The sequence below is a fragment of the Reyranella sp. genome (assembly GCF_004297405.1).
Classification (GTDB): domain Bacteria; phylum Pseudomonadota; class Alphaproteobacteria; order Reyranellales; family Reyranellaceae; genus Reyranella.
This window is the reverse complement of the sequence record NZ_SCVC01000043.1, coordinates 90,401-104,947: the sequence shown is the minus strand read 5'-3', so window position 1 is coordinate 104,947 and position 14,547 is coordinate 90,401. Positions and strand designations below refer to the sequence as shown.

17 protein-coding genes are annotated in these 14,547 nt (G+C 66.0%); 11 read left to right on the top strand and 6 right to left on the bottom strand.

All coding sequences use genetic code 11. From position 1 onward, the window contains the following. Window positions 1-12 precede the first annotated feature (12 nt). Window positions 13-615, bottom strand: coding sequence for a 2-hydroxychromene-2-carboxylate isomerase (locus EPO50_RS28305; protein WP_296349883.1), 603 nt, complete (start codon window positions 613-615; stop codon window positions 13-15). Window positions 616-701: 86 nt separating this feature from the next. On the opposite strand from EPO50_RS28305, the gene EPO50_RS28300 reads away from it, so the two are divergent. The 4 genes from EPO50_RS28300 to EPO50_RS28285 are packed head-to-tail and all read left to right on the top strand — an operon-like array spanning window position 702 to window position 4,256. After that, complete coding sequence (locus EPO50_RS28300; protein WP_296349881.1) at window positions 702-1,586, top strand: hypothetical protein; 885 nt, start codon at window positions 702-704, stop codon at window positions 1,584-1,586. Between the two features lie 6 nt (window positions 1,587-1,592). After that, window positions 1,593-2,441 carry a diaminopimelate epimerase gene (gene dapF, locus EPO50_RS28295; protein ID WP_296349879.1) on the top strand — a complete coding sequence of 283 codons (849 nt, stop codon included), beginning with the start codon at window positions 1,593-1,595 and terminating at the stop codon, window positions 2,439-2,441. 9 nt (window positions 2,442-2,450) lie between these two features. Further along, window positions 2,451-3,632: a signal recognition particle-docking protein FtsY gene (ftsY, locus tag EPO50_RS28290; RefSeq protein ID WP_296349877.1), complete on the top strand. Its 1,182-nt coding sequence runs from the start codon at window positions 2,451-2,453 to the stop codon at window positions 3,630-3,632. A 24-nt stretch (window positions 3,633-3,656) separates the two neighbouring features. Continuing rightward, the gene (locus EPO50_RS28285; protein ID WP_296349874.1) at window positions 3,657-4,256 is read left to right on the top strand and encodes a septation protein A; all 600 of its coding nucleotides are present in this window, start codon (window positions 3,657-3,659) and stop codon (window positions 4,254-4,256) included. Window positions 4,257-4,265: 9 nt separating this feature from the next. Here the strand turns inward: EPO50_RS28285 and EPO50_RS28280 are convergent, their stop codons facing one another. From EPO50_RS28280 to EPO50_RS28265, 4 genes are read right to left on the bottom strand one after another with little or no spacing between them, the layout of a single operon-like run. Next, a complete protein-coding gene (locus EPO50_RS28280) occupies window positions 4,266-4,889 on the bottom strand; it encodes an NUDIX hydrolase (RefSeq protein ID WP_296349872.1) in 624 nt (207 codons plus the stop codon). Window positions 4,890-4,900: 11 nt separating this feature from the next. Then, entirely contained in the window at window positions 4,901-6,106 is a 1,206-nt protein-coding gene (gene pgk / locus EPO50_RS28275) for a phosphoglycerate kinase (protein WP_296349870.1), read from the bottom strand. A gap of 37 nt (window positions 6,107-6,143) precedes the next feature. Further along, the gene (locus tag EPO50_RS28270) at window positions 6,144-6,380 is read right to left on the bottom strand and encodes a sulfurtransferase TusA family protein (protein WP_296349868.1); all 237 of its coding nucleotides are present in this window, start codon (window positions 6,378-6,380) and stop codon (window positions 6,144-6,146) included. Next, window positions 6,377-7,198, bottom strand: a complete 822-nt coding sequence (locus EPO50_RS28265; protein WP_296349866.1) for a M48 family metallopeptidase — start codon at window positions 7,196-7,198, stop codon at window positions 6,377-6,379. The genes EPO50_RS28270 and EPO50_RS28265 overlap by 4 nt, the downstream gene beginning before the upstream one ends. A 230-nt stretch (window positions 7,199-7,428) precedes the next feature. Here EPO50_RS28265 and EPO50_RS28260 point away from each other — a divergent pair, with 230 nt between their 5' ends. Both EPO50_RS28260 and EPO50_RS28255 read left to right on the top strand, forming a co-directional pair. Continuing rightward, window positions 7,429-8,079, top strand: coding sequence for a 2OG-Fe(II) oxygenase family protein (locus EPO50_RS28260; protein WP_296349864.1), 651 nt, complete (start codon window positions 7,429-7,431; stop codon window positions 8,077-8,079). Between the two features lie 16 nt (window positions 8,080-8,095). Then, window positions 8,096-9,586 carry a methyltransferase domain-containing protein gene (locus EPO50_RS28255; RefSeq protein ID WP_296349862.1) on the top strand — a complete coding sequence of 497 codons (1,491 nt, stop codon included), beginning with the start codon at window positions 8,096-8,098 and terminating at the stop codon, window positions 9,584-9,586. Between the two features lie 6 nt (window positions 9,587-9,592). Here EPO50_RS28255 and hemC read toward each other — a convergent pair whose 3' ends face one another. Then, the gene (gene hemC / locus EPO50_RS28250; protein WP_296349859.1) at window positions 9,593-10,519 is read right to left on the bottom strand and encodes a hydroxymethylbilane synthase; all 927 of its coding nucleotides are present in this window, start codon (window positions 10,517-10,519) and stop codon (window positions 9,593-9,595) included. Between the two features lie 45 nt (window positions 10,520-10,564). On the opposite strand from hemC, the gene tsaD reads away from it, so the two are divergent. The 5 genes from tsaD to EPO50_RS28225 are packed head-to-tail and all read left to right on the top strand — an operon-like array spanning window position 10,565 to window position 14,541. Beyond that, window positions 10,565-11,623, top strand: a complete 1,059-nt coding sequence (gene tsaD / locus EPO50_RS28245) for a tRNA (adenosine(37)-N6)-threonylcarbamoyltransferase complex transferase subunit TsaD (protein ID WP_296349858.1) — start codon at window positions 10,565-10,567, stop codon at window positions 11,621-11,623. A 9-nt stretch (window positions 11,624-11,632) separates the two neighbouring features. Then, window positions 11,633-12,268, top strand: coding sequence for a 2OG-Fe(II) oxygenase family protein (locus EPO50_RS28240; protein ID WP_296349856.1), 636 nt, complete (start codon window positions 11,633-11,635; stop codon window positions 12,266-12,268). Then, window positions 12,265-13,254 carry an NAD(P)H-dependent glycerol-3-phosphate dehydrogenase gene (locus EPO50_RS28235; RefSeq protein WP_296349854.1) on the top strand — a complete coding sequence of 330 codons (990 nt, stop codon included), beginning with the start codon at window positions 12,265-12,267 and terminating at the stop codon, window positions 13,252-13,254. Before EPO50_RS28240 ends, EPO50_RS28235 begins: the two co-directional genes overlap by 4 nt. 9 nt (window positions 13,255-13,263) lie before the next feature. Further along, complete coding sequence (locus tag EPO50_RS28230; RefSeq protein ID WP_296349851.1) at window positions 13,264-13,671, top strand: EVE domain-containing protein; 408 nt, start codon at window positions 13,264-13,266, stop codon at window positions 13,669-13,671. A gap of 9 nt (window positions 13,672-13,680) precedes the next feature. Next, entirely contained in the window at window positions 13,681-14,541 is an 861-nt protein-coding gene (locus EPO50_RS28225) for a DMT family transporter (protein WP_296349849.1), read from the top strand. Window positions 14,542-14,547: the final 6 nt, after the last annotated feature.

Sequence of the window (14,547 nt, the reverse complement as noted above, 5' to 3'; positions counted from 1 at the left end):
GACGACGAGGGCCTACGACGCCAGCTTCCGGTCGACGAAGTCGAGACGGTCCTGGCCCCAGAAGATTTCGCCATCGATCACGAAAGACGGCGCACCAAACACGCCCTGGGCGATGGCGTGCTTGGTATAGGCTTCGCGCTTGTCGGCGAGCGCCGGGGCTTCGCTCGCTGCGACGACGGCGTCTGCATCGAGGCCGCAGCCGGAGATGATCTCCTTCAGCGTCGCAGGATCGCCGGTGTTCTTCTCCTCAGCCCACAAGCCCGTCAGCACGGCGTGCGCCAGCTTGATGGCATCGGCCATGCGGCCCTGCTCGCGCAGCGCGATCACGCACTTGGCGGCCGGGACTTCGTTGGCCGGAAAGAATTTCGGTTCCAGCGTAGTCTTCACGCCGAGATGATCGCGCCAGCGCTTCAGCTCCATCATGCGATAGGCCTGACGCTGCGGCGCGCGCTTGGGCAGCGGCAGGCCGCCGGAGACGGCGAACACCGAACCGAAATCGACCGGCCAGATGGTGATTTCCGCACCGTGCTTCTTGGTCATGTCTTCGAAGCGCTTGGCACCGAGATAAGTCCAGGGTGAGTTCAGCGAGACATAATAATCGACATGCTTGGCCATCGTTTCCTCACCATCGTTTCAGCGGCGTCGCGACTGTGGCGGATTGGCAGGCGACAGCAAAGCCCTGTTCGGCCAAGGTCCCTCCGGTGAGCGAAAGAGCGATTGCCCTGACGGGCGGCGACGCCGCCTATTTCGATTTTATGCGCGACTGCATTGCCTCGCTGCGGATGACGCCGGAGGGTCGCGCGCTCGCGCTGGGTGTGCTCGATTGTGGTCTCACCGAAGAGCAGCGCATCTGGTGCCAAGAGCAAGGTGCCGAACTGGTCGTGCCGCAATGGGATTTCGATTTCCCCGGCCGCGCCGCGTTGAAGGACGGTTACAAAGCGTTGACGGCGCGGCCCTTCCTGCCGCGCTACTTCCCGGGCTTCGATCTCTATTTCTGGATCGATGCCGATTGCTGGGTGCAGCAGGGCGATGCGATCACGCTGTTTCTAGCCGCGGCCCGCACTGGTGCGCTGGCCGTCGCGCCCGAGATCCATCGCTCGATGCGCCACTATCACCATGCCTGGGGCGAGTTCTCCGCGGTCTGCGGTGCAGCCTATGAGGCTTGCTTCGACAAGGAGACGGCGGAGCGGCTGATCCGCTATCCCATGATCAATGCCGGCGTCTTTGCGCTTGCCGCCGATGCACCGCATTGGGCGGGGTGGGCGGAGGTCTATGGCGCGGCGCTGCAGCGTTCGACCGATCTCACCGACCAACTCGCGCTCAACGTGCTGGTCTACGACAAGGGCTTCCGCCACGAGCCGTTGCCCAGCCGCTGCAACTGGCCCGTCCACCACGCCACGCCGGCTTGGGACGCTGACCGAAGCCTGTTTGTCGAGCCGGCCATGCCCTACGAGGCATTGGGCATCCTGCATCTCACGATCTATACGAAGCGGCTGGCGACGCTCGATGTGCGCGAAATCGGCGGGCCGCACGCCGGCCAAGTCCGGCCGCGCTCGTTGCGCTGGCCCGGCCGAACCGCCATATAGCGCCGCATGGCCGGAACGCCTTTTCTCAAGATGCACGGGCTGGGCAACGATTTTGTCGTGCTCGATGCGCGGATCAGCAAGCTCGATCTCTCGCCGCCGCGCCGGCGCGCCATCGCCGATCGCCGCCTGGGGGTGGGCTGCGACCAGCTGATCGTGCTGGAGCCGCCGACCGAGGGCGAGGCCGACGTGTTCATGCGCATCTACAATCCCGACGGCACGGAGGCTCAGGCCTGCGGCAACGCCACGCGCTGCGTTGCCTCGGTGGTCATGGACGAGCTCAAGGCCGAGGAAGCGACCATCCAGACGATCGCGGGCCTGCTCGAATCGCAGAAGGTCGGCCGCGGCGCCAACGGCTTGCCGGTGATTTCCGTCGACATGGGACTGGTGCGCATGGACTGGCGCGAGATCCCGGTCGCCAAGGCCTGCGATACCAACCGCATGCCGGTCGGCATCGGTCCGCTGCAGGAGCCGGTCGGCACCAACGTGGGCAATCCGCACGCGACCTTCTTCGTCGATGACCTGGCCGCGATCCCGATCACCGAGCTGGGGCCGAAGCTAGAGCACGATCCGTTCTTTCCCGAGCGCGTGAACGTCGGCGTGGCCCAGGTCATCGGTGAGAACAAGGTGAAGCTCAGCGTCTGGGAACGCGGCGCGGGTCTGACGCTCGCCTGCGGGTCGGGCGCGTGTGCGGCCGGCGTGGCCGCGGCGCGGCGCGGGCTCACCGGCCGCAAGGTCGATGTCGTCGTCGAGCACGGCACGCTCACCATCGAGTGGATGCGCGACGATCATGTGTCGATGACCGGCGGCATCGCGCTCGCTTACCGGGGCGAACTCGACCGTTCGCTGCTTTCCTGAGGTGCCGCGATGAGCGAGACGGAACCCGAGAAGAAGGGTTGGTTTGCGCGGTTTCGCTCCCGGGGGACCCCGGCCGTCGAGACGCCCAAGCCGGCCGAGCCTGAGGTCGAGAAAACCGAACCGGTAGAGCCGGCCGTCGCGGCCGAGCCCGAGACACAGGTCGCTCTGTCGCCGAGCGAGCCGGTGGTGCGGACGGCGCCGCAGCCCGAGACGGCCCCTGTCGAAGCGGTGGCCGAGAAAGAACCCGAGGTCGAGAAGCCCGAGGTCGAGAAGAAGGGCTGGCTGTCGCGTCTGCGCGACGGCCTCGCCAAGTCGACCAAGCGCGTCACCGAGAGCATCACCGGCCTCTTCACCAAGAAGAAGCTCGATCAGGAGACGCTGAACGAACTCGAGGATGCGCTGATCCAGGCCGATCTCGGCGTCACGGTCGCCGCGCGGCTGGTCGAGAAGCTCGGCAAGGAGCGCTTCGGCAAGGAAGTCACCGACGAGGAAGTGCGCGGCGCCTTTGCCGACGATATCGCCGAGATCCTGCAGCCGGTTGCGGTGCCGCTGGCCATTGACGCCGCACGCAAGCCGCACGTCGTGCTGGTGGTCGGCGTGAACGGCAGTGGCAAGACCACGACCATCGCCAAGCTCGCCAATCTCTATAGGGGCGAGGGTCGCTCGGTGATGCTGGCGGCAGGCGACACGTTCCGTGCCGCCGCAGTCGAACAGCTCAAGGTCTGGGGCGATCGCGCCGGCGTGCCTGTGGTGTCCAAGGGTACCGGCGCAGATGCTGCCGGGCTCGCTTACGAGGCGCTGGAGCGCGCGCGCGCCGAGAAGACGGATGTGCTGCTGATCGATACGGCTGGCCGCCTGCACAACAAGACCAACCTGATGGAAGAGCTCGCCAAGATCGTGCGCGTGATCCGCAAGCTCGATCCCGATGCTCCGCATTCCTGCCTGCTGGTGCTTGATGCCACCACCGGCCAGAATGCCCACGCTCAGGTTGAGACCTTCAAGACCATGTCGCCGATCGATGCGCTGGTGCTGACCAAGCTCGACGGCAGCGCCAAGGGCGGCGTGCTGGTAGCGCTGGCCGAGAAGTTCAAGCTGCCGGTCGTCGCCATCGGCGTCGGCGAGGGCATCGACGATCTGCGGCCGTTCGAGGCGCGGGCGTTTGCCCGCGGGTTGATGGGACTGCCGGCATGAAGCAACAGGCATGAGGCAGCTTGCATGAGCAACGAGCGGACAAGCGAAGAGGGCGGCGCGCGCAAGCTCTTCGCCACGGCGCTGGAACTGGGGCCGCTGATCCTGTTCTTCGTCGCCAACAGCCGCTGGGGCATCTACTGGGGCACCGGCGTCTTCATCGTGGCGACGGCGATCGCTCTGCCCTGCTACCGCATGCTCGAAAAGCGCTGGCCGATCATGCCGCTGGTCGGCGGCTTCTTCGTGCTGGTGTTCGGTGGCCTCACCATCTGGCTGCAGGACGACACCTTCATCAAGCTGAAGCCCACCATCGTGAACTGCCTGTTCGGCGTCATCCTGGGCGGCGGCCTGCTGTTGTTCAAGAAGCCGCTGCTGAAGCCGCTGTTCGGGGCCGCCTTCAAGCTCACCAACGAAGGTTGGTATCAGCTCACCCTGCGCTGGACGGTGTTCTTCTTCGTGCTGGCCGCGGTCAACGAAGTGATGTGGCGCAACTTCCCGACCGATACCTGGATTGCCAGCAAGATGTTCCTGAGCTTCCCGCTCACGCTCGCTTTCGCCTTCTTTCAGATCCCGCTGCTCAAGCGCTACTGGGATGGCGACGACAATCCCTTCGTACGCGGAAGCTGAGGCTTCTACTTAGACGCCGTTCGGTTTGCGCGGCGGCCACATGCGGGCGAGGTCGCCGGTGGGATTGGAATAGGTCGCGAAGTCGGCCTTGTCGCGCGACTCGTGGAAATGGGCCAGCGCCCAGACCACGGTCGGGAAGGCAAGCTGGTCCCAGGGAATGTCGGCCCAGTCGACCAGCGCCACTTCCTCGCTCTCGATGCCCGGCGCCACGTCGGCGCTGACGAGTCTCGCGCGGTACATGATCTGTACCTGGCCGATGCGCGCCACGCTGTACATGGCGAGCAGCCGGTCGATCTCGATGGTGGCGCAGGCCTCTTCCTTGGCTTCGCGTTGCGCCGCCTGCTCCGTCGTCTCGCCCAGCTCCATGTAGCCGGCAGGCAGAGTCCAGAAGCCCTTGCGTGGCTCGATGGCACGTTTGGCGAGGAGGATCTTCTCGTTTGCGCCTTCGCCCCAGGTACAGACGGCGCCCGCGACGATCTTGGGGTTCTGGTAATGGATGAACTCGCAGCGGCCGCAGACCAGCCGCTCGCGATTATCGCCGTCGGGAATGCGCTTCTCGAAATGCTCGGGGGGATCCCACGGCAGCCGGGGACGGTCGGGCAGGGGGCGTTCTGAGGAAGGGGGCGCGCTCATGGCGCCCAGTCCTACGCCGCCCGTATCAGGGCTGCAACGCCGGGCAGGGTCTTGCCTTCCATCCATTCGAGGAACGCGCCACCTGCGGTCGAGACGTAGGAGAACTTCTCCTCCACGCCCGCTGCCGCCAGTGCCGCGACCGTGTCGCCGCCGCCTGCCACCGAGAGCAGCTTGCCCGCTGTCGTCAGCCGCGCCACTTCCTGCGCCAATTCAACGGTGCCGGTGTCGAAGGGCTTCATCTCGAAGGCGCCGAGCGGGCCGTTCCACACCACGGTCGCGCAGGCCGCGAGTTCCTGCCGGTAGAGTTCGATCGACTTCGGTCCGACGTCGAGGATCATCTGGTCGTCGGGACAGGCATCGGCCTCGACGGTCGCGTTCGCGGCGCCTGCCTTGAATTCGGCGGCAACCACGACATCGACCGGCAGCAGCACCTGGCACTTGGCGGCCTTGGCCTTTTCCAGGATCTCGAGCGCGGTGGGGGCGAGGTCCTTCTCCGCCAGCGACTTGCCGATCTTGATCCCCTGCGCATGCAGGAAAGTGTTGGCCATGCCGCCGCCAATGATCAGCTTGTCGACCTTGCCCACGAGGTTGCCCAGCAGGTCGAGCTTGGTCGAGACCTTGGCGCCGCCGACGATGGCGCAAACCGGTCGCTTGGGGTTGCCCAGCGCCTTGTCGAGCGCTTCGAGTTCGCCTTGCATCAGGCGCCCGGCGACGGCGGGCAGCCGGTTGGCGAGGCCTTCGGTCGAGGCATGCGCACGATGGGCTGCCGAGAAAGCGTCGTTCACATAGACGTCGCCGAGCAACGAGAGCTTGTCGATGAAGGCTGCGTCGTTCTTCTCCTCTTCCTTATGGAAGCGGAGATTCTCCAGCAGCAGCACGTCGCCGGCTTTCATGTTGCGCACGGCATCCTCGGCCAGCGGCCCGATGCAATCCTCGGCGAATCCGACCGGCTTGCCGAGGACCTTCTCCAGCGGCTCTACCAGCGGGCGCAAGGACATCTCCGGCACCCGCTTGCCGTCGGGCCGACCGAAGTGGCTAAGCACGATCACCTTGGCGCCCTTGGCGGCCAGTTCGGCGATCGTGGGTGCGGCGCGTTCGATGCGCGTGGCATCGGTGACCTTGCCATTCTTCATCGGCACGTTGAGGTCGACGCGCACCAGCACGCGCTTGCCAGCCATGTCGGTGGAGTCGATCGTCTTGAACGTCGCCTTGGGCATGAAGTCTCTCTGCGATTTCGTCGAATACGCTGCCTGCCTAGCGTTTCCGGATGATGAAGACCAGTACCTCGCCTTCGCAGTCTGCCGAGACGAGCTCATGGCCGGTCTGGCGGCAATAGGCCGGGAAGTCGGCTTCGGCGGCGGGATCGGTCGCGCGCACCGTGAGCAATCCGCCCACGGGCAACTCGCGCAGCTTGCGGTTGGCACGCAGGACGGGCAGCGGGCACAGCAGCCCCGTTGCGTCGTATTCCAGTGTGGCAGGGGTGTCGTTCATCGCGGCCGATAATACTTCATCGCTTCGGGAAGCCAGCGCTTAATGTCGTTGATGCGTGTCGTGTCGGCAGGATGGGTGCTGAGCCATTCCGCCTGCTGCTTTCCGGAATTCGCCGCGCGCATGCGTTCCCACAGACCCACCGCTTCGCGTGGATCGTAACCGGCCATGGCCATCAGCACGAGGCCGATACGGTCGGCTTCGGATTCCTGGGCGCGCGACATCGGCAGAATGAAACCGACCGTCGCGCCGGCGCCCACGGCCGCCATCATGGCCGGCAGATAGGTGCGGCTGCGTCCGCTCACTGTCGCCGACAGGGCGACGGCAGCCGCCGTGGTGCCGACCGCAGCCACCATCTGGTCGCTCATGCGCTCCGCACCATGGCGTGCCAGCGCATGCGCCACTTCATGCGCGACCACCACGGCGAGGCCTGCCTCGGTCCGGGTGATCGGCAGCAGGCCGGTGTAGACGGCGATCTTGCCGCCCGGCAGGCAGAAGGCATTGGGCTCGTTCTTGTCGATGGTCTTGAACTCCCATCGGAAGTGCGGCGCGCGCCACATATCCTCTGGCGGTCGTTCGGCGGCAGCGGCAATGCGGCGACCGACCTTCTCGACCAGGGCATTGGCCTGGGTGTTGCCCGACAGCGGTTCCTTGCTCAGCACCTCACGATAGGCCTTGAGGCCCATGTCGCGTTCTTCGCTCTCGCTCACCAGCATGATCTGCGAACGACCGGACACCGGTGCCGTTTCGCACGCCGTGAGAGCGGCGGTGAGGCCGCACAATGTCAACACCAGGCGCAGAGAGAAGAACGTCTTAAGCATCGCGGTAATGCCATCCTCTTGATGAGGTCTCGAAGGTCGCCAAAATAACGAATGCGTGAACACGTGCCAAAACCCCGTATTTGCAGCCTCTATCCTGAGAAATCTGCCATGCAACGCTGCATGGCTTCGAGGGATGCGCGTCGTTGTGATTCCGCACAAGATACGCAAGCTATGTTCACCGCAGTGTATTGGGTTCGCGGGGTATCGCCTTCAGCGGAATGGATGTCCGCATGAGCGCCGTGGCCGAGATCATTCCCCTGTTTGCCACGCCGCTCGTTGTTTACGACGTGCCGGATGCGCCTGCACTCAATTCAGATCTGCGCCGCGTGATCGAGGAGCGGGAGAAGTCGCATCCGACGACCCAGCATTCCAACGAAGGCGGCTGGCAGTCGAGCTGGGATATGGATCGTTGGGGCGGCGCGCCGGCGCTGAAGTTGCTGGCGATCGGCCGTAACACCGCAAATAAAATGACGACCGACCGCAAGGGCACGGCAGGTACTGGTCCCCACCCCGGTTACTTTGCGGTGACTTGGCGCGCCAACATGTGGGCCAATATCAACCGAAGCGGCAACGCCAACCTGATGCATTCGCATCCGGGTTCCTTCTGGTCGGGCGTTTACTACGTTGAGGACGGCGGGATCTCTGAAAATCCGGCCTTGGGCGGTGCGCTCGAGTTCATGGATCCGCGTGGCGCCGGGCCGGTGATGTATGCGCCGCATCTCGGTTTCGCCATGGAGGGCGGCCTGTCGGGCGGCGCCAACGAATCTGTGCTACCTAAAGCAGGTCGGCTGGTGATGTTCCCGTCTTGGCTTGCGCATCAGGTACGGGCTTATCGCGGCAACGCCGAGCGTATTTCGATCGCGTTCAACCTGAGCCTGTGAGCCTTATTTCGTGAGTATGAGCGGCGACGAGCTGTTCGCGGCTGGCCGCTTCGACGAAGCGATGGCTGCCTATCGCAGGGTGCTGGCGCAGGACCCTGGCAATGCAGAAGCGCGCATGGGGCTCGATGCGATCCTCGAACGGGCCCGCACGACCCAACCCAATGCGGGCCTGCGCGAACTGCTGCTGCAAGCCTATGCCGACGAAGGCGCCAACTGGGATGCTGTCGGTTGGGGCGCGGCCAATCAAATTGTCGTCGGGTGGCCTCATGACAACGACCTCCTGAAGCTCGCGGCCGACCCGCTCCTGCTCGAATTCCTGAAGAAGTCGCTGAACCGCGATGCGGCTCTGGAGCGCAAGCTGCTGGCATTGCGCCGTGCGGCGGCCGAAGCATTGCTGGCGACCGATGCACCGCCGCCGGAAGTCGTGGCTCTGGCGGAGGCACTCGCCGAGCAGGCGTGGCTCAACGAATATGTCTGGCCCGACGACGCCACGGTGCCCGACGGGCCGGCGTCGGCAATGTTCCGGCCGTCGGCGGCGCCACGGGCAGAGGTCGTCGAAGAACGGCGGCTGGCCTCGGAGATTCCCGAGATCGCGCCGATCGTCGACGCCGTCTCGCAATCGGTTGCGGCGATGTACGAGGCCAATCCCTATCCACGCTGGACGCATCTGGCGCGTCGTCCAATGGTTGACGTGCGGGCCGCCCTGATGCGCGACTTCCCGCACGCCCAGACGGTCGATTTCGGCAGTGGCCCATTGCAAGTGCTGATGCCCGGCGCCGGCACCGGCCAGCACCCGCTGACCGTGGCCTCGTCCTACGCCAACGCCCAGGTCACTGGCGTCGATCTCTCCCGCGCGAGCCTCGCCTACGGCAAGCGCATGGCCGGACGCTACGGCATCGACAACATCGAGTTCTTGCGCGGCGACATTCTCGATCTGAGCAAGCTTGGTCGCACCTTCGACCATGCGGAATGCGTCGGCGTCCTGCATCACATGGCTGATCCTCGCGCCGGCCTGTTGGCGATCGTGTCGGTGCTGCGCCCTGGCGCCTTTCTGCGCTTGGGCCTCTATGGCGAGAGCGCCCGCAGCATCGTCGTGAAAGCTCGACGCGACATCGAGGCGGCACGCCTGCCTTCTACACTCGATGGACTGCGCGAGTTTCGCCGCAAGGTGATGACGGGCGAATGGCGGCGGCTGCGCGCGCTCACCGACTGGGAAGATTTCTGGAGCGCGAGTCTGCTGCGCGATCTCTGCTTCCACGTGCAGGAGCATCGCTTCACCGTCTCGCGCGTGCGCAGCCTGCTCGAAGGCAGTGGCCTCAAGTTTCTCGGTTTCGAGTTCAATGTCGGGGCCTCGCAGCGCGCCGATGCGGGTGCCGGCCCCCTGGCGCTCTACGCGTCGCGCTTTCGCAACGAACCCACCCTGTCGGATCTCGCGAGCTGGGAACAGTTGGAGCGCGAGAAGTCCGGCCTGTTCCCGGGTTACGCCTTCGTCTGCCAGAAGGAATAGGTCGGCTCAGGTCGAAAAGAAGTCTGGCCCGCCTTTACGCTTCAGCTCCTGGCCGGCATCGCGGCCCATGGCTTCGGCGTCCGTGGCACTGCCGCGGCGCTCGGCGAAGATCACCTCTGAACCATCGGGCCGGGCGATCAGACCGCGCAGATGCAGGTTGTCGCCGATCAGCACCGCATGTCCGGCAATCGGCGTGCGGCAGGAACCATCGAGCACCGCCAGCATCGCGTGCTCGGCACTGACGCAGACCGACGTCGTGGCGTGATCGATGGCGGCCAGCCAGCCGCGTGTCCGGGCATCGTCGGCGCGCGCTTCGATACAGACCGCGCCCTGGCCGACGGCAGGCAGCATCTCGTCTTCCGGGATCGGCGCGCCGACATGCGCCATGCCGAGGCGCTTCAACCCGGCCAGCGCCAGGATCGTCGCCTGCACGATGCCGGCTTCGCGTTTGGCCAGCCGCGTTTCGACGTTGCCCCGCAAGGTCACGATCTCGAGGTCAGGCCGCCGGTGCAGCAGCAGCGCGCGGCGGCGCAGGGCGGAGGTGCCGACGATCGCTCCTTTGGGGAGGTCAGCGATACGCGTCACATCGCCTGCGATCAGCACGTCGCGCGTATCTTCGCGTGGCAGGAAGGCAGAGATGACAAGGCCGGCCGGCTGTTCCGTCGGCATGTCCTTCATGCTGTGCACGGCCGCATCGATACGGCCGGAGAACATCGCTTCCTCGATCTCCTTGACGAACAGGCCCTTGCCGCCGGCCTCCGAAAGCGGGCGGTCCTGGATCGCATCGCCGGTGGTCTTGATGGCCACGATCTCGATGGCATCGGGCACGGCAAGGGCCGGCACGGCCTTGGCCAGGGCGTCGCGGACCAGGCCGGCCTGAGTGAGCGCGAGCCGGCTGCCGCGCGTGCCGAGCCGGAGAAGGGGAGCCGTCATGGCGCTGCTCTAGCGTAAGCAGTCGCGTCATGCCAGAAGACCCGCATGTTGGTGCTGGGCATCGAAACGAGCTGCGACGAAACGGCCGTCGCCGTGGTCGACGGGCCGGCCGGGGCAGGTCCTGGCGGGATGGGGCCGGTCGGCAAGATCCTGTCGAACACGATCTACAGCCAGCTCACCGAGCATCGCCGATTCGGCGGCGTGGTGCCGGAAATTGCTGCACGCGCCCATCTGGAGCGGATCGATGGCTTGATCGAGCAGGCGCTCGCCGAAGCAGGCGTCGGCCTTGCCGATCTCGACGGCATTGCCGCAACCGGCGGGCCGGGGCTGATCGGCGGCGTCATGGTGGGCGTGATGACCGGCAAGGCGCTGGCTTTCGCCCATGACAAGCCCTTCCTGGCGATCAATCACCTCGAAGGTCACGCGCTGTCCGTGCGGCTCACCGAGCCGGTCGAGTTTCCTTATCTTCTGCTGCTGGTGTCGGGCGGGCACTGCCAGCTTCTCACGGTGCGCGGCCCCGGTGATTTCACGCGGCTCGGCACCACCATCGACGATGCGGCGGGTGAGTGCTTCGACAAGACCGCCAAGCTCCTGGGCCTCGGCTTTCCCGGCGGACCGGCGGTCGAGAAGGCGGCAGCGGGCGGAGACCCCAAGCGTTTCAATCTGCCGCGGCCGATGTGGCGCAAGCCCGGCTGCGATTTCTCTTTCTCGGGCCTGAAGACGGCGGTGCGCCAGACGGTGGAGAAACTCGATGCCAACGATCCGCGTGCCGTGGCCGATCTTTGCGCCTCCTTCCAGCGTACCGTGGGCGATGTCTTCGTCGATCGCTGCACCAACGCCTTGAAGCTGGCGCCGATGCCCACACTCGTGGTGGCGGGCGGTGTCGCGGCCAACGTCTATCTGCGCGGTCGATTGGAAGAGGCGGCGGCAGCGCATGGCGCGAGGCTGGTGGCGCCGCCGGTCCGCCTCTGCACCGATAACGGCGCGATGATCGCCTGGGCCGGCGTCGAGCGGCTGCGGCTCGGCCGCGTGGATGCTCTCGACTTCCGCCCGCGTCCACGTTGGCCCCTCGATCCGACCGCGACGACGGCCAATCGCGTATAGGATGGGCGCATGAGCAGCTCATCGCTTGCCTTTGAAACAGTCGCGGCGTTCGCCACGCCGATCATCGTTGTCGATCTGCCGGACGGCACGCAGCTCAACGCCGCGTTGCTGCCGGTGCTGCTGAAGCGCGAAGCTGAGCAGCCCAGCGAGTCCCGCAGTACGCTCGGCGGCTGGCAGTCGTCCCTCGATCTCGACAAGTGGGCCGGAGCCCCGGCGGTCAAGCTGCTGGCGATCGCGCGCAACATCGCCAATCGCATCACCACGGATCGGACGGGCAAGCCCGTCGCCATCCTGTGGCAGGCCAATATGTGGGCGAACATCAACCGCAGCGGCCACGGCAACGAATTCCATTCCCATCCCGGCAGCTTCTGGTCGGGCGTCTATTACGTCGATGACGGTGGCGTCTCAGCCCATCCGGCGTTGGGGGGCGAACTCGAATTCATGGATCCGCGCGGACCGGCGCCGGCCATGTATGCGCCGCACCTAGCCTTTGCACTGCCCGGCGGCCTCTCGGCCGGTACCAACCAGACGATTGTGCCCAAGGCCGGTCGGCTGGTGATGTTCCCGGCGTGGCTGTTGCATCAGGTGCGGCCTTATCTCGGGGCTGAGCAACGCATCTCCATCGCCTTCAATCTCAGCCTGTGAGTACGTTCGATCATATCGGCGTCGTGGGCGGCGGTGCCTGGGGCACGGCGCTCGCCTGTCTTGCCCGCCGCGCAGGCTGCAAGGTGACCTTGTGGTCGCGCGATCCTTCTGTTTCGCAGGCCGTCGCGCGCGAGCGCAGCAACGAGGTCTACCTGCCGGGGCAGTCGCTCGACGCCGGCATCGAGGCCGCCGCGAACCTTCGCGCGCTCGCTGCCTGCGATGCGATCCTGCTCGTCTGCCCCGCCCAGGCGTTGCGCGCCGTTGCACGCGACCTGCCGGGCGCCTCGCCCGTGGTGATCTGCGCCAAGGGCATCGAAGCGTCGACCGGCCTCCTGATGCCGGAAGTCTTGGCGGAGGTCTTGCCAGGGCGGGCGGTCGCCATGCTCTCGGGGCCGAGCTTCGCGGAGGAGGCGGTACAGGGCCTGCCGACCGCGGTCAGTATCGCCACCCATGATGCCGCGCTGGGCCGCGACCTCGCGGGCGCACTGGCCGCCGGCATGTTCCGGCCGTACTGGACCGACGATGTGACCGGCGTGTCGCTGGGCGGTGCGGTGAAGAACGTGCTCGCGATCGCGGCCGGCATCGTCGAGGGCCGTGGGCTTGGCCACAACGCCGCCGCCGCGCTGATCACGCGTGGCTTTGCGGAGATGGCGCGGCTTGGCCTCGCCATGGGCGCCAATCTCGAGACGCTCACAGGACTCAGCGGTCTCGGCGATCTCGTGCTGACCTGCCACGGTCCGCTATCGCGCAATCGCTCGCTGGGGGCTGCCCTCGGCAAGGGAACGAGCCTCGCCGCCTACATGGAAGGACGCCGCCAGGTCGTCGAGGGCGCGGCGACAGCGCCGGCAGTGCTGGCACGTGCCGCCAAGTTCGACATCGAGATGCCCATTTGCGCGGCCGTCGATGCTATCCTGCATCACGGCGCGGGTCTCGACGAAGCGATCCGCGCCTTGCTGGCGCGTCCATTGCGCCGCGAAGGCGAGTAGGGGGAAACAATGGCGCATTGGCTCATCAAGTCGGAGCCGTCTGTGTATGGCTGGGCGCAGTTCGTGAAGGAGAAGAAAACCTCCTGGACCGGCGTGCGCAACGCTCAGGCCGCGATCAATCTGAAGGCAATGAAGGTCGGCGATCGCTGCTTCTTCTATCACTCCAACGAGGGCAAGGAGATCGTCGGCATCGCCGAGGTGGTGAAGACCGCCTATCCCGATCCCACCGACAAGGAAGGCAAAGCCGTCACCGTCGACGTGAAGGCGGTCGAGCCGGTGAAGACGCCGGTGACGCTCGCGGCCATCAAGGCCGACCCCAGGCTCAAGGATTTCGGCCTTGTCCGCCAATCGCGCCTCTCTGTCGTACCGGTGAGCGACGAGCAGTGGAAGATGATCATGAAGATGGCTGCCGCCTAGCGATCAAACATGGTCGACAACACGCGCGGCATCCTTGCGATGGCGGCGTCGGTGGTGGTCTTCATCTTCAACGATGCGCTGATCAAGCTCGCCGCCGAGTCCATCCCGTCCGTCCAGGCAATCGGCGTGCGCGGCCTGTTCGCCACTCTCTGGTGTGGCCTCGCCCTGCTGGTGAGCGGCGCCTGGCGCCATCTCAGGCTGGCCGTGCATCCCCTTGTAATGCTGCGCGGCGGCCTGGAGTCGGGGGCGGCGATCTTCTACCTGATCGCGCTGTTCCAGATCCCCTTCGCCATCGCCACGGCCATCAATCTCTCGACCCCGTTGGTGCTGACAGTGCTGGCCGTGCTGATCCTCAAGGAGGATGTGCGCTGGCGGCGCTGGACCGCGGTGACCGTCGGTTTCCTGGGCGTCCTGCTGGTGATCCAGCCGCGTCCCGGCGACATCAATGCCTGGACCTGGCTGGTGCTGCTGGCGACGTTGATCGGCGCCTTCCGTGACATCATCGCCCGCTACCTGCCGCCTGCGGTGCCGACCCTGGTCGTCTCGTTCACGACGGCACTCGGCGTCGCTTTTGTCGGCTGCGTCTGGGCCCTCATCGAAGGCTGGCAGCCGATGGACTGGCGCGGTCTCGGCTACATCGTCGCTTCGTCGCTGTTGCTCGCTGCCGGTTACCAGTTCCTCGTGGTTGCGCTGCGCTCGGGCGGCGAGATCTCGGTCATGGCGTCGTTCCGCTACTCCTCGATCCTGTGGGCGCTGGGCATCGGCTACGTCGTCTGGGGCGAGGTGCCCAACGCGCTTGCCATCGCGGGCATCGTGGTGATCGTGGGTTCCGGCCTCTACATCCTGCACCGTGAGAGGGTGCGGCACTGAACGGCA